18 protein-coding genes are annotated in these 19,909 nt (G+C 66.2%); 9 read left to right on the top strand and 9 right to left on the bottom strand.

Features of this window, described 5'->3' with window-relative positions; translation table 11 throughout:
• The first annotated feature begins 119 nt into the window (after positions 1-119).
• Together CH290_RS00515 and CH290_RS00510 are read left to right on the top strand one after the other, a co-directional pair.
• On the top strand, positions 120-1,523 hold the full coding sequence (locus CH290_RS00515) for a hemolysin family protein (RefSeq protein ID WP_019663690.1): 1,404 nt from the start codon (positions 120-122) through the stop codon (positions 1,521-1,523).
• Positions 1,520-2,542, top strand: a complete 1,023-nt coding sequence (locus CH290_RS00510; RefSeq protein WP_026347541.1) for a hemolysin family protein — start codon at positions 1,520-1,522, stop codon at positions 2,540-2,542. The genes CH290_RS00515 and CH290_RS00510 overlap by 4 nt, the downstream gene beginning before the upstream one ends.
• A gap of 357 nt (positions 2,543-2,899) precedes the next feature.
• Here CH290_RS00510 and CH290_RS00505 read toward each other — a convergent pair whose 3' ends face one another.
• Positions 2,900-3,388, bottom strand: a complete 489-nt coding sequence (locus CH290_RS00505) for a MarR family winged helix-turn-helix transcriptional regulator (RefSeq protein ID WP_020111867.1) — start codon at positions 3,386-3,388, stop codon at positions 2,900-2,902.
• 93 nt (positions 3,389-3,481) lie between these two features.
• On the opposite strand from CH290_RS00505, the gene CH290_RS00500 reads away from it, so the two are divergent.
• Genes CH290_RS00500 through CH290_RS00490 form a run of 3 tightly spaced genes read left to right on the top strand, consistent with a single transcriptional unit; the run spans position 3,482 to position 6,664 of the window.
• Entirely contained in the window at positions 3,482-4,591 is a 1,110-nt protein-coding gene (locus CH290_RS00500; RefSeq protein WP_230620976.1) for an AbrB family transcriptional regulator, read from the top strand.
• Between the two features lie 53 nt (positions 4,592-4,644).
• Complete coding sequence (locus CH290_RS00495; RefSeq protein WP_230620977.1) at positions 4,645-6,114, top strand: MFS transporter; 1,470 nt, start codon at positions 4,645-4,647, stop codon at positions 6,112-6,114.
• Positions 6,104-6,664 (top strand): TetR/AcrR family transcriptional regulator, encoded by a 561-nt coding sequence (locus CH290_RS00490; RefSeq protein ID WP_026347538.1) that lies wholly within the window; start codon positions 6,104-6,106, stop codon positions 6,662-6,664. The genes CH290_RS00495 and CH290_RS00490 overlap by 11 nt, the downstream gene beginning before the upstream one ends.
• Before the next feature lie 18 nt (positions 6,665-6,682).
• On the opposite strand, the gene CH290_RS00485 is transcribed toward CH290_RS00490, so the two are convergent.
• The 3 genes from CH290_RS00485 to CH290_RS00475 all read right to left on the bottom strand — a co-directional run bounded on the left by CH290_RS00485 (position 6,683) and on the right by CH290_RS00475 (position 10,131).
• A complete protein-coding gene (locus CH290_RS00485; RefSeq protein ID WP_052083153.1) occupies positions 6,683-7,618 on the bottom strand; it encodes an ABC transporter substrate-binding protein in 936 nt (311 codons plus the stop codon).
• Positions 7,619-7,692: 74 nt separating this feature from the next.
• A complete protein-coding gene (locus CH290_RS00480) occupies positions 7,693-9,666 on the bottom strand; it encodes a neutral/alkaline non-lysosomal ceramidase N-terminal domain-containing protein (RefSeq protein WP_033189254.1) in 1,974 nt (657 codons plus the stop codon).
• 90 nt (positions 9,667-9,756) lie between these two features.
• Complete coding sequence (locus tag CH290_RS00475; RefSeq protein WP_019663681.1) at positions 9,757-10,131, bottom strand: winged helix-turn-helix transcriptional regulator; 375 nt, start codon at positions 10,129-10,131, stop codon at positions 9,757-9,759.
• Positions 10,132-10,241: 110 nt separating this feature from the next.
• Here CH290_RS00475 and CH290_RS00470 point away from each other — a divergent pair, with 110 nt between their 5' ends.
• Positions 10,242-11,087 (top strand): SDR family oxidoreductase, encoded by an 846-nt coding sequence (locus CH290_RS00470; RefSeq protein ID WP_026347536.1) that lies wholly within the window; start codon positions 10,242-10,244, stop codon positions 11,085-11,087.
• 31 nt (positions 11,088-11,118) lie between these two features.
• Here the strand turns inward: CH290_RS00470 and CH290_RS00465 are convergent, their stop codons facing one another.
• Complete coding sequence (locus CH290_RS00465) at positions 11,119-12,489, bottom strand: FUSC family protein (RefSeq protein ID WP_033189256.1); 1,371 nt, start codon at positions 12,487-12,489, stop codon at positions 11,119-11,121.
• Positions 12,490-12,563: 74 nt separating this feature from the next.
• On the opposite strand from CH290_RS00465, the gene CH290_RS00460 reads away from it, so the two are divergent.
• Complete coding sequence (locus CH290_RS00460; protein WP_033189257.1) at positions 12,564-13,073, top strand: MarR family winged helix-turn-helix transcriptional regulator; 510 nt, start codon at positions 12,564-12,566, stop codon at positions 13,071-13,073.
• A 91-nt stretch (positions 13,074-13,164) separates the two neighbouring features.
• Here the strand turns inward: CH290_RS00460 and CH290_RS00455 are convergent, their stop codons facing one another.
• The gene (locus CH290_RS00455; protein WP_026347535.1) at positions 13,165-13,776 is read right to left on the bottom strand and encodes a lipocalin family protein; all 612 of its coding nucleotides are present in this window, start codon (positions 13,774-13,776) and stop codon (positions 13,165-13,167) included.
• Positions 13,777-13,781: 5 nt separating this feature from the next.
• On the bottom strand, positions 13,782-15,776 hold the full coding sequence (locus CH290_RS00450; protein WP_019663676.1) for an MMPL family transporter: 1,995 nt from the start codon (positions 15,774-15,776) through the stop codon (positions 13,782-13,784).
• A gap of 169 nt (positions 15,777-15,945) precedes the next feature.
• Here CH290_RS00450 and CH290_RS00445 point away from each other — a divergent pair, with 169 nt between their 5' ends.
• The gene (locus CH290_RS00445) at positions 15,946-16,464 is read left to right on the top strand and encodes a MarR family winged helix-turn-helix transcriptional regulator (RefSeq protein ID WP_170947619.1); all 519 of its coding nucleotides are present in this window, start codon (positions 15,946-15,948) and stop codon (positions 16,462-16,464) included.
• On the opposite strand, the gene CH290_RS00440 is transcribed toward CH290_RS00445, so the two are convergent.
• On the bottom strand, positions 16,461-17,642 hold the full coding sequence (locus CH290_RS00440; RefSeq protein WP_033189258.1) for a zinc-dependent alcohol dehydrogenase: 1,182 nt from the start codon (positions 17,640-17,642) through the stop codon (positions 16,461-16,463). The two genes, CH290_RS00445 and CH290_RS00440, sit on opposite strands and share 4 nt — an antisense overlap.
• A gap of 243 nt (positions 17,643-17,885) precedes the next feature.
• On the opposite strand from CH290_RS00440, the gene CH290_RS00435 reads away from it, so the two are divergent.
• On the top strand, positions 17,886-18,287 hold the full coding sequence (locus CH290_RS00435; RefSeq protein ID WP_230620978.1) for an STAS domain-containing protein: 402 nt from the start codon (positions 17,886-17,888) through the stop codon (positions 18,285-18,287).
• A gap of 33 nt (positions 18,288-18,320) precedes the next feature.
• Here the strand turns inward: CH290_RS00435 and CH290_RS00430 are convergent, their stop codons facing one another.
• Positions 18,321-19,907, bottom strand: coding sequence for a phytoene desaturase family protein (locus tag CH290_RS00430; RefSeq protein WP_033189550.1), 1,587 nt, complete (start codon positions 19,905-19,907; stop codon positions 18,321-18,323).
• Positions 19,908-19,909: the final 2 nt, after the last annotated feature.

The following is a 19,909-nucleotide window of genomic DNA, read 5'->3' as shown; positions in this document are numbered from 1 at the left end:
ACAAACCAGGGTCGTGCACTGCCCAACCCATCAAACAGAGGATTCATGGACAGCGATAAACCCGGGCCGGACACGGCCCCCCGCACTATTTCCACGACGTGCGAGGCGGTGTCCGGCGAATGAGCGTGATTCTCACTCTCTTGCTCGGCTTCCTCGTCGTATTCCTGATCACGGTCGGTACCGGCTACTTCGTGGCCCAGGAATTCGCGTACATGACGGTGGATCGCTCACGGCTGAAGGCTCGCGCCGAAGCCGGTGACGCGGGTGCCCGTCGAACTCTTCAGGTAACCAAACGCACGTCCTTCATGCTGTCCGGTGCCCAACTGGGAATCACCGTGACCGGACTGCTCGTCGGTTACGTCGCCGAACCACTCATCGGTCAGTCGCTCGGCACCATCCTCGGCGGTGTCGGAATCCCGACCGCCGTGGGAGTCGGCATCGGCGCAGTCCTCGCGCTGCTGTTCTCGACGTTCATTCAGATGCTGTTCGGCGAGCTGTTCCCCAAGAACTTCGCGATCGCTCGTCCCGAGCCGGTGGCCCGGTGGCTGTCGCTGTCGACCACCATCTATCTCAAGCTCTTCGGTTGGCTCATCACCATTTTCGATCACGCGTCGAACCTGTTGCTGAAGGCACTGAAGATCGAACCGGTACACGACGTCGAACATTCGGCCACCCCTCGGGACCTCGAGCACATCGTCGCCGAGTCCAAGGACTCCGGAGATCTGCCCGACGAGCTGTCGGATCTGCTCGATCGCATCCTCGACTTCCCGACCCGCACGGTGGAACACGCGATGATTCCTCGTTCGCGGGCGGCGACCGTCCGCGCAACGGACACTCTCGCCGAGGTCAAAACGCTGATGGGGCAGGAGCACTCCCGGTACCCCGTCCTCGACGACGACGACGGAATCGTCGGCGTCGTGCACCTGCAGGACATCCTGGCGGTGACCGATCGACCGGACGCTCAGGTGTCCGAGTTCGTCCGCCCCGCGTTGATCCTGCCCGAGGTTCAAGCCCTGCCCGACGCCGTCGTCGAGCTGCGGTCGTCGAAGAACCAACTCGCCTGCGTCATCGACGAATACGGCGGGCTGACGGGCGTCGTCACGATCGAGGATCTCGCCGAGGAACTCGTCGGCGAGATCACCGACGAGCACGACGAGGACGAAGTCGATCAGACCCCGATCGCGGGTGAGGACGGCTCCTGGACCATGGCGGGTGAGGTACACGTCGACGAGGTCGAGCGGTCGATCGACCACGACCTTCCGGACGGTGATTACGAGACCATCGCCGGTTTCGTCATCGCGCATCACGGTTCGCTGCCGACCGTCGGCACACGCATCGAGGTGGATCTGCCGGCCGAGTCGGAAGACCTCATCGCCGACGACGACGAACTCCCCGAGCGTTTCGTGTCCGTCGAGGTGCTCGAAATCGACAACTACGTCCCATCGTCCGTGCGCCTCGAACTGGGGCAGCGGGACAAGGTCGAGGCCGATTCGGCCGAGGCGGAAATGGATGATCACCGATGAGTAATCCCTGGGTAGTTCTCGTGGTCACCATCGGGCTCATCGCAGCCAGTGCGTTCTTCGTCGCGGTGGAGTTCGCGTTGCTGGCGGCCAAGCGTCACCGGCTCGAGGACGCAGCTCCGAACAGTAGGTCGGCGAGGGCCGCACTCCGTAGTTCGAGCGAGCTGACGGTTCTGCTGGCAGGCTCGCAGCTCGGAATCACGCTGTGCACGTTGGCGCTCGGTGCAACGACCAAGCCCGCGGTGCACTACGCACTGACTCCGATGTTCGAGTCCTGGGGCATCCCGTACTGGGTCGCCGACGTCGCGGGCTTCGTTCTCGCGTTGATCATCGTCACCTTCCTGCACCTCGTCGTCGGTGAGATGGCACCCAAGTCCTGGGCCATCGCTCACCCCGAGAAGTCGGCGACGATGCTGGCACTGCCGATGCGCGGTTTCATGTTCCTGACCCGGCCCGTCATCGTCGCGATGAACGAAATGGCCAACTGGTTGCTCCGCAAGGTCGGCGTCGAGCCGGCGGCGCAGGTGGCGTCCGGCCAGAACCCGGACGACCTGAGGCAACTGGTGGAGCATTCGGTGAACGTCGGTGCGCTCGACGCCAGTTACTCGGTCCAGATCGCGGGTGCGCTCGAGTTGCAGAACCTGCAGGTCGGCGATCTCGTTCGCGCGCAGGGTGTCCCGATCTCGGTCCCGACGGACGCGACGGTCGAGGACGTGCGTGCGGTGGCCCTGGAATCCGGTCATCTGCGCATCCTGGTACGTGACGGTGACACGATCAGCGGTGTCGTGCACGTGCGTGACACCCTCGCCGGGGACGTGACGCTCGCCGAGGTCACTCGGCCGGTCTTCACGTTGGAGGCGTCGACGCCGGTCTATGTCGCTCTCGCGTCGATGCGTGAGACGAGCAGTCATCTCGCACTCGTCGTGAACAGCTCCGCGGACGGAGCCGATACGACGGTGGGCGTCGTGACGCTGTCGGACGTTCTCTCCCGTCTGCTGCCGACACCCGTACCGGCAGGCTAGCCGCAGGAAACACGAGGGCCGCACCGAGAGTCACAGCCCGTCGGGTCGTTCCCGCAGGCTCCACTCCTGTGCGGCCCTCGTCGTGTGTAGTGCCACCGCAGTGATCAGGCTGGGGTGATCAGGCTGGGGCGATCAGGCGGGGTTGATCACCAGGAGGGTGGCCCAGTAGGTGGCGATATCGTGTCCGAGCTGGGGGAGCAGGGCGTCGTACAGCAGGTAGGACATGAGGGGCGAACTCCTTGTTCGTCGCTGCGCCGCACGCGGCGCACGGTGGCGGGCATCGACGTTCATGTTTCCCCACGCCGGGCCCGTGGTCAACGTGCGACGTGGAGCCCGCGGAACGTCCCCGAGATCCGGTCAGGGTTGTCGGACGAGTGGCTCGGGACTTCTGGCCAGTTTCCACAGGATCGGGGCGGCGAGGTGCAGGACATCGCGTTCCAGTTGGGTCAGTTCCTCGCTCATAGCGTCGGCGAGCCAACTGTCGCGCTGTTCGCGGTCCGCTGCGACGAGTTCGGTGCCGGAGTCGGTGATGCGAATCAGCAGGCGTCGACGGTCGCCGGGATCGGGGCTTCGGGTGATGAACCCTTCGGCCTCGAGTGCATTCAGGTTGCTGGTGAGGGATTGGATCCGCACGCCCTGCATCGCGGCGAGGTCGACGGGTGCGCTGGACCCTCCGCTGCGTTCCACGTCGCCGAGCACCTGCATCTGACTCGGCGTGAGGTAGTGCCTGGGGCGTTGGCGTCGGAGCCTGCGTGTCAGGGCGAGCATCGCCTCGCGCAGCTCGGTCGCGTGCGGCGGACTCACCTCCGCGCCGGCAGGTTTGATGGCGGTGTTGTCGATGCTCATGCGTTCCGACCCCGTTCTTGGTAAGGGTGTACGTACCTTTAACAGCCTTCGAATCGATTATGTTCGCCCCAATGATAAGAGTAGGCTTAGCGTGTGCGAAAACTTGGGTACACGCTGCAGCGAGCTGTGAGGCTGTGGGTGGGCCTCGTACTCGCCACCGGGGTGGTGTGGGCGGTTCTGGCCGTGGCCAAGCTGTCGGCAGCACCGTTGTTCGCTTCGCTCGTCGTTGCGGCCGTGTTCGCGGTGAAGGGGTACGGACCCAGTAAAGTGCCGAGGCCCGCGGGTATGGCAGCGCAGGGCATTCTGGCGGTCAGCATCGGATTCATGATCGACACGGAGACGCTGTCCGCGCTCGGGGCGAACTGGCTTCCGGCGCTTGCCGTATGTCTTGCCACGTTGATCGTCAGTGTCGGCGCCGGAGTGCTACTCGGCGCCCACCGCGACGTCGACGTGCTGACCGGCGCACTGTCGATGATCGCCGGCGGTGCGCAGGGCCTCGTCGCGATCGCCCGAGAACTCGGTGGTGACGAGCGGATCGTCGCCGTCGTGCAGTACGTCCGCGTCGGTCTGATCATCGTCACCATGCCGTTGGTTGCGACGCTCGTGTTCGGTGCCGGCTCGTCGGGCGGCGCGCTGGGTTCGGGTGACGGTAGCCCGCTCTACGTGGACCTTCTGGTGGTGCTCGGGTGCATCGTCGTCGGAATCGGGGGTGCCCGCCTGATCAGGTTGCCCGCGCCTGCCACGCTCGGGCCGCTGGTGGCGTCGGGCGCGCTGGAGTTGTCGGGGTGGATCGACTCGGTGTCCGCGCCGATGGTCCTGCTGCCGATCGCGTTCGTGCTGATCGGTTGGCAGGCGGGCCTCGCTTTCACCGGTGAGAGTGTGCGGGCGGTCGGCCGGGTGTTGCCGTGGGCGATCCTGCTCATCGTGATCCTCGGCGTCGTCTGCGCGCTGCTGGGCCTCCTGCTGTCCCACCTGACCGGGATCAGTCTGCTCGAGGGATACCTCGCGACGACGCCGGGTGGTCTGTCGGCGGTACTGGCCGTGTCCGCTGCCAGTGGCGCCAACGTCACGTTCGTGGCGGCGGTGCAGGTGATTCGGTTGGTCATCATGCTGTTCGCCGCGCCGTTCGGGGCCAAGGCGTACCTGGCGGTCAGGGCGCGGTCCGAGCGCAAGAAGCAGCGAGACGACGCCCTCGTGGGCTGACCGTCACTTCTGTCGATTGGGTGATGAAAGAGGAAGTCGCTTATCATCAGCCGATGACATCGACCGGTGACATACGCGATGCCCCAGTCGGTACGCGCAGCCGACTGCTCGTACCTGTCCTGATCGCGATCTGCACCATCGTGGCTGTCGTCAGCAGTGTCGGTGCACCGCTCATCCCGACGGTGGCCGAGACGTACGGCGTGTCCTTCACCGGAGCCCAGTGGTCGTTGACCATCACCATGCTCACCGGCGCCGTGACGGTTCCCGTACTCGGACGGCTCGGCGACGGGCCCAGGCGTCGGGAAGTGCTGATCGGTGCCCTGGCCGTGGTCCTGCTGGGATGCATCTTCGCGGCCGTCCCCGGTAACTTCGCCCTACTGATCGTCGGGCGTGGTCTACAAGGAATCGGGCTCGGCCTGATGCCTCTGGCCATGGCCATCGCCCGCGACCACCTGGACCCGCCGCGGGCCCGCTCGTGTGTCGCGGCACTGTCGGTGACCGCCGTCGCCGGTATCGGCCTCGGATATCCGTTGACCGGCGTCATCGCCCATGTCTGGGGATTTCACGCGTGCTTCGTCGTGGCCGCACTGGCGTCGGCGCTGGTTCTCGTGTCGGCCGTCGTCGTCGTACCGAGCAGCGGGCACCTGACGCGGCACCGGCTCGACGTGACGGGCGCCCTCGTGCTGGGCGCAGGCCTGACGTTCCTGCTCCTCGCGATCAGCCTCGGTGGGCAGTGGGGTTGGGGCTCACCGCTGCTCGTCGGTTCGTTCGCAGCCGCCGCCGGCACCCTCGCCCTGTGGGCTCGCCACGAACTGCGCACGCCGCACCCCATCGTCCAGCTTCGACTGCTGCGGAACCGGTCCGTACTCACCGCCGACGTCACCGGGCTGCTGGCAGGCATCGGCATGTTCGTGCTGTCCTCGACGGTCATCCGGCTGGTGCAGACCCCCACCGACACCGGGTACGGCCTCGGTCGGTCGGCCATGGTCGCCGGACTCGTCCTGGTGCCGTTCTCGCTGGCCAGTGTCGCCGCCAACCGTCTGCTGCCCGCAGCGAGCAGGGTCCTGCCGAAGAACCTGATCATGCCCATCGGTGCACTGGCATTCGTCGCCGCGCTCGTCGTCTTCCTCGTCGGTCGCTCGGAACTGTGGATCGTGTTCGCGGTGATGGGCATCGCCGGTCTGGGTGTCGGCTTCACGTTCGCCGCCATGCCTGCACTCATCGTCAGTGCCGTTCCACAGCACGAGACCGGCAGCGCCCTCGGCGTCAACCAGGTCACGCGCACGGTGGGCGGTGCCATCGGAAGTGCGGTCAGTGCAACGGTTCTGGCGGCGTACACGGTGCCGGACACCCTGTACCCGACGGCCGACGGATACGAGGCCATCATCGTCGTCGGAGCCGTCCTGTGGCTCGTCACGGCACTGTTGGCAACGGTGCTGCCCTACGCCCGTCGGCGAGCGTCTCGAACACAGAAGGCGAACGGCAGCCCACGCGGTGATCTCGAGGTACGTCATGGGATCTGAGGGGCGAAGCAGGAATTCGGCGCGTACCAGGGCGGATTTGCTGGCTGCCGCGGCCGAGCTGTTCGGGCAGAGGGGATTTCAGAAAACGACCCTGCGTGACATCGGCGATCGTGCAGGCGTCGACCCGGCGCTCGTTGCACGATACTTCGGCAACAAGGCGGCGCTGTACCTCGCGACCCTCCCCACCGACGACACAGGCCCGGACCTCGCCGACATCGCCGATCCGTCGCGCATCGAGGACACGATCAGGAGGGTCGCTCGCCTCGGACCCGGACCGGTTCTGCATGCCGTCGTAGGCAAGCACGACGACCCGGACGTGCAGGCGACCGCAGCCGAGCGGGTGGACAAACGACTGACGGTAGGGCTCGAGAACCGGCTGCGCGCAGCCGGTGCCGGTAATCCGCGGCTACGTGCACAGGTGGCGGTCGCGGCGCTCTCCGGCATCGCGCTCGGCCGGGCCGCCGGCACGCTCGACGAACTGGCGACCGCGGATCAGGACGACGTCGTCGCCCTGACCGCACGGATACTCGGATCCCTGCTCGAGCCGTGAATCACGTCCAGAGATGCTTCAGGACTCCAGTACGTCGAGCATCTTGTTCGCTTTCATGATGCTGCCGAACAGGTAGGCGTTGGACGGCAGGTACTCGATTCGTCCCTGAAGGAGGCCGAACAGCGGGTTGGACTTGACGGTGTCGAGGAACTGGCCGGGCTCGGCCGCAGCACCGTCGGTGACGACGAAGATACGGTCGGCGTCGAGCAGATTCGTCTGCTCGAGGCTGACCTCGAAGAACGAATCCTCCGCTGTGCCGACGTCCTGGTACTCGGGCGAGCGGAAGCCGACTGCCTTCGGTGTGGTCCAGATGAACGAGCCCTCGTATCCCATGTAGTTCAACTTGTCCGAACGCACGCGGACGAAGCTGGCCGTGCCCGGGTCGGGACCGAGTTCCTGCCGCACCGCGTCGACGCGGGCCTCGTAGTCCGACAGCAGCGTGGCGGCCTCGTCCTGTTTGCCGAGGTGATCGCCGAGCAGCCGGAGGGTTTCCTTCCACTCGTTCGCGACATCCCCGACGGCGACGGTCGGGGCGATGCCGGAGACGTTGTCGTAGAACTCCCGCTGGGACTCGTCCTCACTGGTGACGATGATCAGGTCGGGGTTCGCGCCGATGACCTTCTCCACGTCCACGTTGGCCTCGGAATCGCCCACCGACGCGGCGTTCTCGGGAAGCTTCTCGGCGATGAAGTCCGGCCAGGTGCCGGTCGTCTTCGGAACGACCGTCGCGACGGGTTCGACGCCGAGAGCGAGGACCGACTCGAGCACGTTCCCGGCGTCGAGCACCACGACACGCTGCGGGTCCACCGGAATGTCCGTGGCGCCGTACAGGTGGGTCACGGTTCGAGTATCGGCGGACGAGGTCTCGTCTTCCTGCGGAGAGCTGCACCCGGCCAGGACTGCCACGCACACGAGGGATGCCGCGAACGTACTTTTGTAGACAACATTAGGCATGGCTTAGAAACTAGAGAGTGACTCCACTCGGACACAACTCGGCGGGGCGGACGTGACACGTCTCACTTCAAGCTTCAACCGACTTCGAACGGCGACGAGACCCCGGTGAACGGTGTCGGACGCCCAGCGAGATCGCGCGAGCTCCCGTAGAGCACCACCCGATACGAGCCCGCAGGCTGATCTGCCGGTATGTCCCACTCGACGGTCGTCGTGGTGATCGGCCCGGCGGCGTCGAAGAAGATCTTCGTGTACCAATCGCCGTCGTCGTATTCGCGAGTCCACGTACCCGCTCGGTCTCGCTCGATCGCGAGATAGGTGTCGTCGCGGCGTAGATCGGAGTTCGGGTTGGAACCGGAAAAACGAACCGACACCCGCTGCCCGACGCCGTATGCCGCGGCCGGTTGGGTCAGGACGTCGCCGAACGTGGTTCCGGGTGCGGCCACGTCGACGAAGGACAGTCCGCCGGGGGAGTTGGGAATCGATCCGGTGAGGTCTCGCTGGGGTTCTCCGCTCGGTACGGGTGTTCCGTCGCGGAGAGCGACGGCGAGTTCGGTCGCGATCTGCACGGTGGCGGGCAGTTGCCAGCGCCCGAATGCGGTGGCGCCGCCCTCGTAGTCCTGCTGGTCGTACTCTTCCGGAGTGGTGACGTAGTGGCCGTAGCCGTTGGTGTAGCCCTGGACGACGACGAGTTCGCGGTCGACTCCCAAGGTGTCCGCCAGCGCGGTCCGCAGGCGCGACCCGGCCATCACCGTCGGCTCGAACGGGCAGGAGAAGAGGTGGAATGCGCCCAGTCGTGCCAGATGAAACGGCAGGACCTGCTGTACGACACCAGGGATCAACCCGACGGGGAGTATCACGTCCTTGGGTGCGTGTGCGTCGCGCAACCACTGAGGCACGACAACCGAACCGATCGCTGCCAGAGCAGGATTGCCGCCGCGCTCGCCCTCCTGCAGTCCGAGCTCCGGCAGGCCGCCACCGTCCTCCTGGCTGGACGCGGCGAAGGCGGCACCGAGGGCCGCGGGGCTGGTGGTGTGGGTGCGGCCGTCGCCGGTGAACTCCGGTCGTACCGTGACGGACGCGAAGTCGACGTACGTTCCGCGCATCTCGATGCCGGACTGCAGTGCGGTGCCCGGTGCGCCGATCTGCGCACTCGCCGAATCGAATTGGCGTTCGCCGATGATGCGGGTGTTCTCGAACTCGTCGGCCGTCGGACCGGACCCGGGCTGCTTGTCGAGGTTCGGTGTCACATCGCCCGGTGTGCTCTGGCAGAACGCCGCGACGAACGACGGATCGCGGTAGTCGACGCCCGCGACCTCACGCTCCCAGTGCCACGCCGCGTAACCTTTGTTGTCGGTGCTCACCAGCAGATTGGTCGCCTTCATCGACGTACCGTGTGTGGAAAACCAATTGACGACGCCCGCGAGCTCACCGCGTCTGGACACCTGCAGCGTCACCGAGCGTGGATCGATCCGCCCCGGCAGTTCGGCGGCGTCGGGGTTCCTGTCGAACGCCTGCGGCGAACGGTTCACTCCGGCATCGGTCAGGGAGGATGCGGTGACGACGACATCCGAGGGCTGAATGTCCTCGTGTGCCCGCGTGATCGCGTCGACGATGCCGGAGACGTTGGCCTCGAACGTGATCGGCCGGAAGCCGAGGGTCGTGATGTCCACGAGGAGGTGTCCGTCGGTACCGCCGGGGGCAGCGTGGGTGTGCGTGGCCGACAGCAGAACGTTCCCGCGATGGTAGAGGTGCCCGTACCGAGCGTCGAGCCGAGTGAGCACCGCTTCGAGGATGCTCTCGAACATCAACCCGACCTCGCACGTCACGTGTACCAGGCGAGTGTCCGACGCCGGGTCGACGAAGACGAATGCCCGCGCGCGCTGCCGTAGATGAAGGCCTGCGCTCGATTGTTCCAGTACCGCATAGCCGTTCATGCCTGCGCCGAAGGGCTCACCCGTCATGTCGCCGATTCCGCGACCGACATGCAGTCCGGCAGGTGACGCCCATGCGGATGTCGATTCGCGCGTTGCAGTCGCCAGAGTTGCCACGCCGGCTGCAGCAAGGAATGTTCTTCTTGACGGATGCGAGGTCACCGGAGACACGCTATAGGCCGGTGCTTTTTCAGGCGCGCAAATCGCTCAGCGAGCGTCGTGCTGCGCGCGAGCGTCGAGAACGGCGGGGAGATTGGATTCGACCAACTCGATCAGGCCGACCAGTCGATCCGCGACGGAGCGGCCGAGTGGGGTGAGGCTGTATTCGACCTTCGGCGGGATCGATTCCAGGACCGTACGCAGGACGAATCCGTCGCGTTCGAGGGTCTGCAGCGTCTGGGACAGCATGCGCTCGCTGACTCCGTCGACCCGTCGCCGAAGGGCGTTGAACCTGTAGTCGCCTTCGGACAGAGCGGCGAGCGCGAGGATGCCCCAGCGGCTGGTGACGTTCTGCAGTGCTTCACGTGAGTGGCAGCCCCGCGCGAAGACATCGGCCTCGAGGGTCGGGTCCTGTTCGCTCATGTAGTCCAGGGTAGCGCATGCAGATGGATTAGCGCTGCATCAAAAGGTTGCACTGTCGAAAAAATAAGTGCATAGTGGTCGACGAACACCGACAACCGGAGGAACGAATCATGACCACAGCAGTTACCGGCGCAACCGGACACCTCGGCGCACTCGTCGTCGACGGCCTGATCGAACGTGGCACGGCCGCGGGCGACATCGTCGCCGTCGTCCGCGATGCAGCCAAGGCGCAGTCGCTCGCAGACCGGGGAGTCCAGGTGCGCGTCGCCGATTACGCCGACACCGACGCGCTGAAGGCAGCGCTCGCGGGCGTCGACAAGCTTCTGCTGGTTTCGGGGTCGGACGTCGGCCGGCGCATCGCGCAGCACGAGAACGTCATCGGCGCAGCCGAGGCTGCAGGCGTGTCGCTCATCGCGTACACCTCGTTGCTGAAGGCGGACACGTCCGGACTGAGCCTCGCACCCGAACACCTCGCGACCGAGAACCGCCTGGCCGAGTCCTCGATCCCCACCGTCGTGCTGCGCAACGGCTGGTACTGGGAGAACTACCTCGGCGCACTGCAGCAGGCAGCCGACAGCGGTGTACTGCTGGGCGCAGCGGGCGAGGGCAAGCTCGCGGCCGCGTCGCGCGCGGACTTCGCAGCCGCTGCGGTGGAGGTGCTCCTCGCCGCGGATCAGGGCGGCAAGGTCTACGAACTGGGCGGAGACGAGCGGCTCACCTACGCCGAGCTCGCCGCCGTGTTCACGCAGGTGTCCGGCAAGCCGGTCGAGTACAAGAACGTGTCGGAGGACGAGTACAAGGGCGTCCTCGAAGGAGCGGGCCTGCCCGGCTTCGTCGCCGAGATGCTGTCGAGTGCCGACGCGGGAATCGCGCGCGGCGAGCTCGACACGGACTCGGGCGACCTCCAGAAGCTGATCGGCCGTGCGTCGACTCCCGTCGCGTCCGTTCTCGGCTGACGGTAGGACGGAAGGGAAGCCGGACGGACCGTCAGACCAGGTGGTGGCGGTCCGCCCGTTCCACCGTCAGGGCTGCAACGCAGATCCCGATGACCACCCCGACGAGCGTGTCCCCGATCCGGCTCACGGACACCGAGGGGCTCAGGTGCCCGGCCAGACCGGTCATGAGCAACGCCATCGGAGTGATCGCCAACGAGGTCAGCGCGTAGTTCTTCATCACCAGAAGTTCGGCGGCGACCTGCATCACGACGATCACCACCACGGTCTCCCAGTACCCGAGTGACGACGCGATGAGCACCGCGGCGATCACGGCACCGCCGACGTTCCCCAGCAACCGCTGGATTCCGCGCTGAACCGTGGTGTGGTAATCGATACCGTGCATGGCGGCCATCGCGCCCATGGTGGCCCACAGTGGGTGCTCGAACCCGAGCGCAGTCGCGCACAGGGCAGCCAGCGCGGCGGCGACGGTGATGCGCGCGGCGCTCCGCACGATCGGTGTCGACGCCGCCTGGGTCACGCCCTCGGCGAAGAAATTCCGTGGTGTCGGGTGCGGCGGTGATTCGGCCGAGAACTCGCCTGCCGTCGGAACGCGGTAGCGGCGCATTCTGCGCAGGTGCCGTTCGTGGGCCAGAACCTCGGCGGCGTGCGACGGATCCTCACCGCGGCTCCACGCGTCGAGCACCGCGTCGGCATCGTCGAGAAGTGTGGTCAGACCGCGCCGATGCTCACGGTCTCCGGGATCGAGCGCGACGACGGTCCGGGCGCGGGCGATCGCGGCTCGCGCGCCGGGCGCATCCCGACGGTCGAGTGCGGCGAGGGCTCGGGCGACGGCGAGCTGCGAGGGCCCCGTCGGATGCAGGATCGCCGGGGCCATCGACAGCGTCCACCCGACGACAGCGCCGATGGCGACGGACACGAAGACAGTCCCGAGGTCACCGACCGCGTGCGAGAAGCCGACGGCGGCGGTCGCGGCGAAGATGAGAACGACCGCACCGGGACCGGTGATCGCGAACGCCGTGAGCAGCAACGCCGCCACACCGGCCGCGACGGAGATGGCCAGCACCTGGATGATCGCCGATGTCGTTGCTGCCCCGAGTGCGGCGCCCAGCGTGGCGTACACGACGATGAGCGCCCCGACGAGCGCGATCTTTCCGGCCCGGCGTGGATACGGCTCGTACCGGCCGAAGGCCGAGCACAGCGCTCCGAGCGCAGCGAATCCCGCGAGGTCGTGGCGTCCGAGGATGCCGCCTCCCAGCAGGACGATTGCCACGGCGAGCCCGACGCGCACGGCGGGCGCGACGGTCGCGTCGGCCTTCCCGACGGTCAGTGCCTGGCGCCAGGTGCTGACCGCCACGGCATGGGCGAGGGCGGAACGAGTGTGGTCGATTCGGTCGAGAAGCACGGAGTCGAGCCTACAGATATTTCACTAGTAAAATAAACCGCGTGTCGATGTGATCCTCGCCGTAGGGTGAAGTCATGATTCCGGCGCAGCGATCAGGTGGGGACTTCGTCGACGAGGTCAGGCGAGAGTGGACGGCCACTTTCCCCGACGTCGACACCTCCGCGATCGAGGTGCTCGCTCGTGTGGGTCGGATCGCCTCGCGGGCCAGCCACCTGCTCGACGCCACACTTGCTCCCGTCGGGGTCTCGCGTGCCGAATTCGACGTGATGAGCGCGTTGCGACGGGCTGGACGGCCGCTCCGCGCCAGCGAGGTCACATCGGTCACGCTTCTCAGCGGGGCGTCGACGACTAAGATCTCCGAGCGATTGGTCAAGGAGGGCATGGTCGAACGCCGACGCTTCGAGCGAGATGCCCGAGTGGTTCTTCTCGAATTGACCGACCGGGGAACCGATCTGGTGGACCGGGTGTTTCCCGTCCGGCTGCAACGAGACGAGGAACTCCTCGACGGGCTCGACGAGGACGAACTGCGCACTCTCGCAGCACTACTGCGCAAGGTCGCTCTGAATGCCGACAAACCTGTGTGAGTGGAAATGCAGCGTCTTCTGGTCGCTCCGCAGGCTCTGCTCCTGGCCCATGGCCTACATTTCCACTCACCTAGGGGTCGGACCGAGGGGGTCAGACCGTGGAGAGGGGGCGGATGTCCGTCGCCCCGCCCGCAGTGGGCGAGGTCAGGATGAACGTCGAGTTGTATCCCTTGGACTCGACCACTGCCCGGATCTCACGGAACTTCTCGGTACTGACCTCGGGAGAACGCGAGAGGATGAAGCCCGACGTACGCAGCGGGTCGCCGACGAGCGCCCACGAGTAGTCGTCCGCGATGTAGGCGACGATGTAGTTGGTCGGCCCTTCCGGGTTCTCCTGCGTGGGCACGCCCGGGAAGCTCACGTGCAGTTGTGCATTGGTCACCGTGTCGTTCACCCGTGCATTACCGACGATGCGGTTCTGCTCACCCGTCCACGTGGTGCAGGTGTTCTCGACGCGGATGTTGGCCGGATCGATCAACTGGTAGTTGGCCTGGGTGTCGCGCGCGCACTCGAGGTTGAACGGCTGCGGAACCGCGGCGACCTGGTTCCAGGTTCCGAGATAGCGCTCGACGTCCAGCGACGGAATCGGGGTCAGTGGCTGCCATCCCGCCGATCCTGTGTCGGGTGCGGCCTGGGCCGGACTGCCGACGAGGGCGAGTCCTGCGACGCAGGCTGCCGCCGCGATCGAAACACGTACCTTCATGAATCTCACTCCTTTGTTCCCACCAGTTCGGTTCTGCTGGAATCGATTCGGTTCGGCCACCATATCCCCGGGCCGACAAGGGTGAACAGTGCCGGTATGACCAGCGTGCGCACGACGAACGTGTCGAGAAGAATGCCGAACCCGACGATGATGCCCAACTGCGTCAGCGTGATCAGCGGTAGCACGCCGAGGACGCAGAACACGGCGGCCAACACGATGCCGGCGCTGGTGATGACTCCACCTGTCGCGCCGACGGCTCGAACGATCGCCGAGCGCGTGCCGTGACCGGGAACTTCCTCGCGCGTGCGAGTGACGAGGAAGATCGTGTAGTCCACACCGAGCGCAACGAGGAACAGGAACGCGTACAGCGGAACGTTGTCGTCGAGCGCCGGGAATCCGAACACGCTGCTGCTGAACCAGCTTCCGACGCCGAGCGCGGCCAGGGCGCTGAGCACCGTCGTGCCGACGAGTATCAACGGCGCGATCAACGAGCGCAGTAGTGCGATCAGTACGACGAGTACGACGATCAGGATGGCAGGAACGACCACGAGTCGGTCGCGTGCGGCGGCGTCGGATGTGTCGAGGGCCTGTGCGTCGCTGCCGCCCACCAGGGCGTCGGGGATGTCCGCGAACGCGGCACGCAGTTCCTCGACGGCGGCGAACGCGTCGTCCGAGGCAGGGGCGGCGTCGGTGACGACGGACCACTGAGTCAGGCCGGTCCCGGAATCCGCTCCGCGCGTGAACGAGTCGACGGAGGTGGCTCCGTCCAGCGCGGTCTCGATGCGCTCGGCGGAGTCGGTGGGTGCGACAACGGTCGTCGGATCGGCCAGTCCGGCCGGGAAGTGTTCCGAGAGTGTGTCGAAACCCTCGACGGATTCGGCGGTGACGCGGAACTGCTCGGTCTGGGACAGGCCGATTCCGGTGCCGAACAGTGCTGCAGCACAAGCGATCAGCGCGACGAGTGTGATGGATGCAGTGCGCGTCGGGTGGCGTGAGACCGCGGCAGCGACCGAGTGCCAAGCACCCGTCGTCGCGGTGTCCTTGTCCTCACCCTTGGGGATGAACGGCCAGAACAGTTTCGGTCCGCACAGTGCGAGCAGTGGCGGTAGAACGACGAGGACGAACACGGCTGCGACCACGAGGCCCGCGGCGGCGAGGGCACCGAGGCTGCGGGTACTGGGCAGGATTGCGAGCAACAACGTCAGAAGCGCGAGGACGACGGTGGCGTTGCTGGCGAGAATGGCGGGCCCGGCGTGGCGAACGGCATGACGCAGTGCGTCGCGGTGGTCGTCGCGGGTGCGCAGCTCCTCTCGATAGCGCGAGATGAGAAGGAGCGCATAGTTGGTACCCGCGCCGAAGACGAGCACGCTGGTGATGCCGGACGTCGACCCGTCGAACGACAGGCCGGTCAGTTCCGCCAGTGCGGTGCCCACCGACGTGGCGACGCGGTCCCCGAGCCCGATGACCAGCAGTGGAACGAGCCACAGGATGGGGGAGCGGTAGGTCACGATGAGCAGGATCGCGACGACGAGTGCGGTGACGGCCAACAGGGTGAAGTTCGCGCCGGAGAAGGAGTTCGCGATGTCCGCGCCGAATGCGGGCCCGCCGGTGAGCTGCGCCTCGAGGTCCGAGGGGAGGCCGTCGACCGCCTTGTCGCGGAGCGAGGTGACGGTGTCGTTCAGGTCGAAGCCGGACAGGGAGCTGTCCACCTGCACGATGCCGAGGGTGGCTTTGCCGTCCGGCGCAGGTACCAGCGGTGACGCGGTGTCCGACAGGCGTGCGAGGGCCTGAGCGGCGGCATCGGTGTCGGCCGGGGTCAGGACACCGTCGTCGATGCGGCTCACCACGAGGATGACCGGCGCGGTCTCCGACCCCGGGAATTGGTCGAGTAGTTCGGTGACCTGCGCGGAATCCGCTTCGGGTGGCACCGAGGAAGGGGCTTGCCCGGCTGAGTCGTTCTCGCCCACGAGGCCCATGAAGGCGACGGAGAGAACGATCACGGCAAGCGACAGGGCCCACGAGCGTCGTGAGCTGACAATTCGGGCAAATCGAGTCCAGAAGTCCACCGGGCAACAATCTCACTAACTTAACAATTAAGCAACTGAGAGAACTCGCGCGTCTTCAGCGCGATAGTGTTGCCCAGGACCCGATGGAACGAAACCGAAGAAAGTGAACTCCGTGCCCGACCGCAGTGCATCCGAGCCACGTGCATCCGAACGACGCGCGGAACTGGAGTCGATGATCTCGTCGGACGTCCGTGCCCTGTCGTCGGTGTCCGAGGAGATCGGGCGGGCATTCGGGGCGCAACACGAGCTGCGGCCCAACGACTTTCGTGCCCTCCTGCTCATCATGGTCGCCGACGTCGAGGGGCAGCCGCTCACCGCGGGCGAGCTCGGGGGCCGCCTCGGACTCTCGTCCGCCGCCATGACGTACCTCGTCGAACGCATGATCTCGTCGGGACACATCCGGCGGGAGAAGGATGCACACGACCGCCGCAAGGTGATCCTCCGGTACGACGAGCACGGCATGGAAGTCGCGCGCGGATTCTTCGGACCACTGGGGGTCAAGACGTCGGCAGCCCTGGCCGACCTTCCCGACGGAGATCTGGCTGCCGCGCACCGGGTGTTCGCCGTGCTGATCGACGCCATGCGCGACCACCACGACGAACTACACACCGGGCAGAACTAGGGCTTCAGCAGCACCTTCACGGCTCCGTCCTGCTTCTTCTGGAAGATCTCGTAGGCGTGCGGCGCCTGGTCGAGGGGCAGTGTGTGGGTGGCGAAATCGTCGACGCCCAGGGGATCGTCGTCGGTCAGGAGCGGCAGGATGTCGTCGACCCAGCGCAGCACGTTGGCCTGGCCCATGTGCAGCCGAATCTGCTTGTCGAACAACGTGAGCATCGGCAGCGGGTCCGCCATTCCTCCGTACACGCCGCTCAGCGAGATGGTGCCGCCCCGTCGGACGATGTCGATGGCACTGTAGAACGCGCCGAGACGGTCCACGCCCGCCTTCTGCATCATCGGTCCGGCGATCGCGTCGGGGAGCAGAGACGTCACACTCTGGGCCAACTTCGCCACGGGAGACCCGTGTGCCTCCATGCCGACCGCGTCGACGACGGAGTCGGTACCGCGACCGTCGGTGAGGTCGCGGATGGCGTCGGCAAGATCGCCGCCCAGATCGTCGAAGTTCAATACCTCGATTCCGCGGTCCGCGGCACGCTGGAGTCGCTCAGGGACTCGGTCGACGCCGATGACTCGGTGGCCTCGGTGATGCGCGATGCGGGCTGCCATGTCGCCGATGGGGCCGAGTCCGAGCACCGTGACCGAACCTCCGTCGGGAATGTCGGCGTATTCCACCGCCTGCCACGCTGTGGGGAGCACGTCGGAGAGGTAGACGAACCGTGAGTCGTCCGGTCCGACGGGAACCTTGATGTGCGTGTTCTGCGCTTGCGGAATCCGAAGATACTCGGCTTGACCACCGGGAACTTGGCCGTACAGGCTCGAGTATCCGAACAAGGCGGCACCCATTCCCTGGTCGCGGACCTGCGTGGTCTCGCACTGGGTGTACAGACTCGAATTGCACATGTAGCAGTGACCGCACGAGATCTGGAACGGAACGACCACCCGGTCGCCGACCTTCAGATCGCCGACATCCGGCCCCACCTCCTGGACGATCCCCATGGGTTCGTGCCCCAGGATGTCGCCCTCGGACATGAACGCACCGAGCACTTCGTACAGGTGAAGGTCCGATCCGCAGATGTTCGTGGTGGTCACCTTGATGATCGCATCGGTGGGTTCCTCGATCCTCGGATCAGGCACGGTGTCGACGCTTACCTTGCGCTTTCCTTGGTATGTAACAGCTTTCATGTTCGGTCCTCGCTAGGTCGGAGACGGTCGAGCTCATGTCTCGGGTGCCCTGGGTAGGACGAGCCGAAACGCGGGTGTACGGGAAGCCCCCGGTGCCGTAGGGTTGGACGCGGTTGAGATAACAGCCGTTGTCGGAGGAGACTCCACGGGATAGCCCGGCGGCTTGTTCGGATTTGTGGCCGGCTCCGGTCACCCGCATCAGCTCGCTCAGTTTCCTCCCGATCGATCAACGATGGGATGGCTATGACTGTTACTCCACACGGTTTGAACGACGAAGGAACTACCCGGCCGCATGCTGCCACCGAAACTTCGGTCTCGGTTGCCGCGACAGGTGCCATTTTCAGCGCCTCCGCGGCCGGATCCAACTCTCTCGTCGTCAAAGTTCACGGCGACATCGATATGCGTAGCGCACCGATTCTGACGGATTTCGTTCTCAGTCGGGTCACCCCCGACGTCAGGATGATTCTCGATCTGTCGGATGTGGACTTCTTCGCGATCGCCGGATTGACGATCTTCACAGCACTGGACGAGGCACGCCTGGACTGGTGCCTGGTCGAGGGGTACGCGGTGCACAGGTTGCTGCAGGCAGCAGCCGTCGTTCCCACGGCCCAGAGGTTCGACTCGGTCGAGAACGCGGTCCACTGACCGCCCGCTAGCAGATTCATGTAGGCACGCACTTCATCTGGTGACCAGCTCCAACAGGGAGCTGGTCACTTTTTTGCGTACAGGGCCGAGCAGGCCCGTCTGTCCAAGGGCAGCGCGAGCTGCGTTCATCCCGGCTGCGCCGTGCACCCCGCCACCGGGATGAGCGGACGAACTTCCCAGGAACAGCCCTTCGACGGGCGTCTCCGCCCGCCCCAGACCCGGCGTCGGCCGGAAGATCAGTTGCTGTTGCAGTTGCGCGGTCCCGCCGTTGACCGCACCGCCGAACAGGTTGGTGTTCTCGGCCGCCAGATCGGACGGGCGTTGAACGACCTCGCCGACGATCGATCCGCTGAAACCGGGTGCGTGTTCCTCCAGTACCGTCCGCACCCGAGCCGCGATGGTGTCGGCCGACGCGTCGTCGGTGACTCCGCGGGGAAGGTGCGTGTACGCCCATGCGCTCTCGGTCCCTGCCGGTGACCGAGAAGGATCCGCGGTGGTCATCTGGCCGAACAGCATGAACGGACGCTTGGGCAAAACGTTGATCGACAGGTCCGTGGTCCACCGCAGCAGCCCGTCCTCGTCCGCACCCAAGTGGACGGTCCCCGCGTCGGACAGGCTCTTCGATCGCCACGGAATCGGACGGTCGAGCGCGTAGTTGACCTTCACCACCGGGGTGTCCCATTCGAACTTCGCCAGGTCGTCGTGCATGCGCTGCGGAATGGCGTCGTGCGGGAGGAGGTCCTGGTAGAGCATCGGCGCCGAGACGTCGGCGACGATCGCCTTACGGGCCAGGACTACGTCGCCCGACGCGGTGCGAACCCCGGTGGCCCGCCCGTTCGACGTGATCACCGACACCACGGGGGTGCCGCACCGGAGCTCGGCGGACCCGGCCCGACGAACCAGGGCGGCTGTCAGCTCGCCGGCTCCGCCGACCGGAACGGGGTAGCCGACGTCCTGAGCCATCATCGTCAGCAGATAACCCATCGCGCCGCTGACCGACGCATCCAGGGGTGCGTCGCCGTGCATCGCGTTCCCAAGCAGCAGACATCGGGCCGCGGAGCTGCGGAACGTCTCGTGCGCCATCGCACGTGCAGGCAGCGCCATGAACCGCGCGAACCGCAGCGTCTCCGCGGCACCGAGCTTTCGGGACAGCGACACACCGGCCTTGACGGGCGGAAACGGCGTGAAGAAGGCGTCGAGCAGCGGTTTCTTGATGTTCTGCCACTGCTCGAACAGAGCGAGCCAGGCATCGCCGTCACGCCGGTCGTGTTCGCTCAATGCGGCAGCGGTATCGGCGACGTCCCGCAGAACCGTCGGCGCATCCTCGTCGGCGGACGACCGCGCGTGGCCGTACGCCGCCGGCGACCGTGACCACCTCAATCCGTGGTCCTCCAACCCCAGCGCCGTCATCGCCGGAGACGACGCGCCGAGGGGATAGAACGCGCTGAACAGGTCACTGGTGAACCCGGGAACCAGTTCGGCGCTGCGTACCGCGCCGCCGGGAGCAGGCGCCGCCTCGACGATCACCACGTCCCATCCCGCGTCGGCAAGTGCGGCAGCGGCGACGAGGCCGTTGTGGCCTGCGCCGATGACAACGGCGTCGGCAGTGGTGGTGCTCATGC

Source organism: Rhodococcus sp. 06-156-4 (assembly GCF_002259345.1).
Lineage (GTDB): Bacteria > Actinomycetota > Actinomycetes > Mycobacteriales > Mycobacteriaceae > Rhodococcoides > Rhodococcoides fascians_E.
The sequence above is the reverse complement of the archived record's forward strand: the minus strand, read 5'-3'. Positions and strand labels throughout refer to the sequence as shown.

Coding starts and splice junctions, on each gene's coding strand:
- CH290_RS00505 (WP_020111867.1), bottom strand. CDS start 3,388: ATGAGCATCGACAACACCGCCATCAAACCTGCCGGCGCGGAGGTGAGT.
- CH290_RS00435 (WP_230620978.1), top strand. CDS start 17,886: ATGACTGTTACTCCACACGGTTTGAACGACGAAGGAACTACCCGGCCG.
- CH290_RS00430 (WP_033189550.1), bottom strand. CDS start 19,907: ATGAGCACCACCACTGCCGACGCCGTTGTCATCGGCGCAGGCCACAAC.
- CH290_RS00440 (WP_033189258.1), bottom strand. CDS start 17,642: ATGAAAGCTGTTACATACCAAGGAAAGCGCAAGGTAAGCGTCGACACC.
- CH290_RS00455 (WP_026347535.1), bottom strand. CDS start 13,776: ATGAAGGTACGTGTTTCGATCGCGGCGGCAGCCTGCGTCGCAGGACTC.
- CH290_RS00460 (WP_033189257.1), top strand. CDS start 12,564: ATGATTCCGGCGCAGCGATCAGGTGGGGACTTCGTCGACGAGGTCAGG.
- CH290_RS00510 (WP_026347541.1), top strand. CDS start 1,520: ATGAGTAATCCCTGGGTAGTTCTCGTGGTCACCATCGGGCTCATCGCA.
- CH290_RS00485 (WP_052083153.1), bottom strand. CDS start 7,618: ATGCCTAATGTTGTCTACAAAAGTACGTTCGCGGCATCCCTCGTGTGC.
- CH290_RS00470 (WP_026347536.1), top strand. CDS start 10,242: ATGACCACAGCAGTTACCGGCGCAACCGGACACCTCGGCGCACTCGTC.
- CH290_RS00515 (WP_019663690.1), top strand. CDS start 120: ATGAGCGTGATTCTCACTCTCTTGCTCGGCTTCCTCGTCGTATTCCTG.
- CH290_RS00495 (WP_230620977.1), top strand. CDS start 4,645: ATGACATCGACCGGTGACATACGCGATGCCCCAGTCGGTACGCGCAGC.
- CH290_RS00490 (WP_026347538.1), top strand. CDS start 6,104: ATGGGATCTGAGGGGCGAAGCAGGAATTCGGCGCGTACCAGGGCGGAT.
- CH290_RS00475 (WP_019663681.1), bottom strand. CDS start 10,131: ATGAGCGAACAGGACCCGACCCTCGAGGCCGATGTCTTCGCGCGGGGC.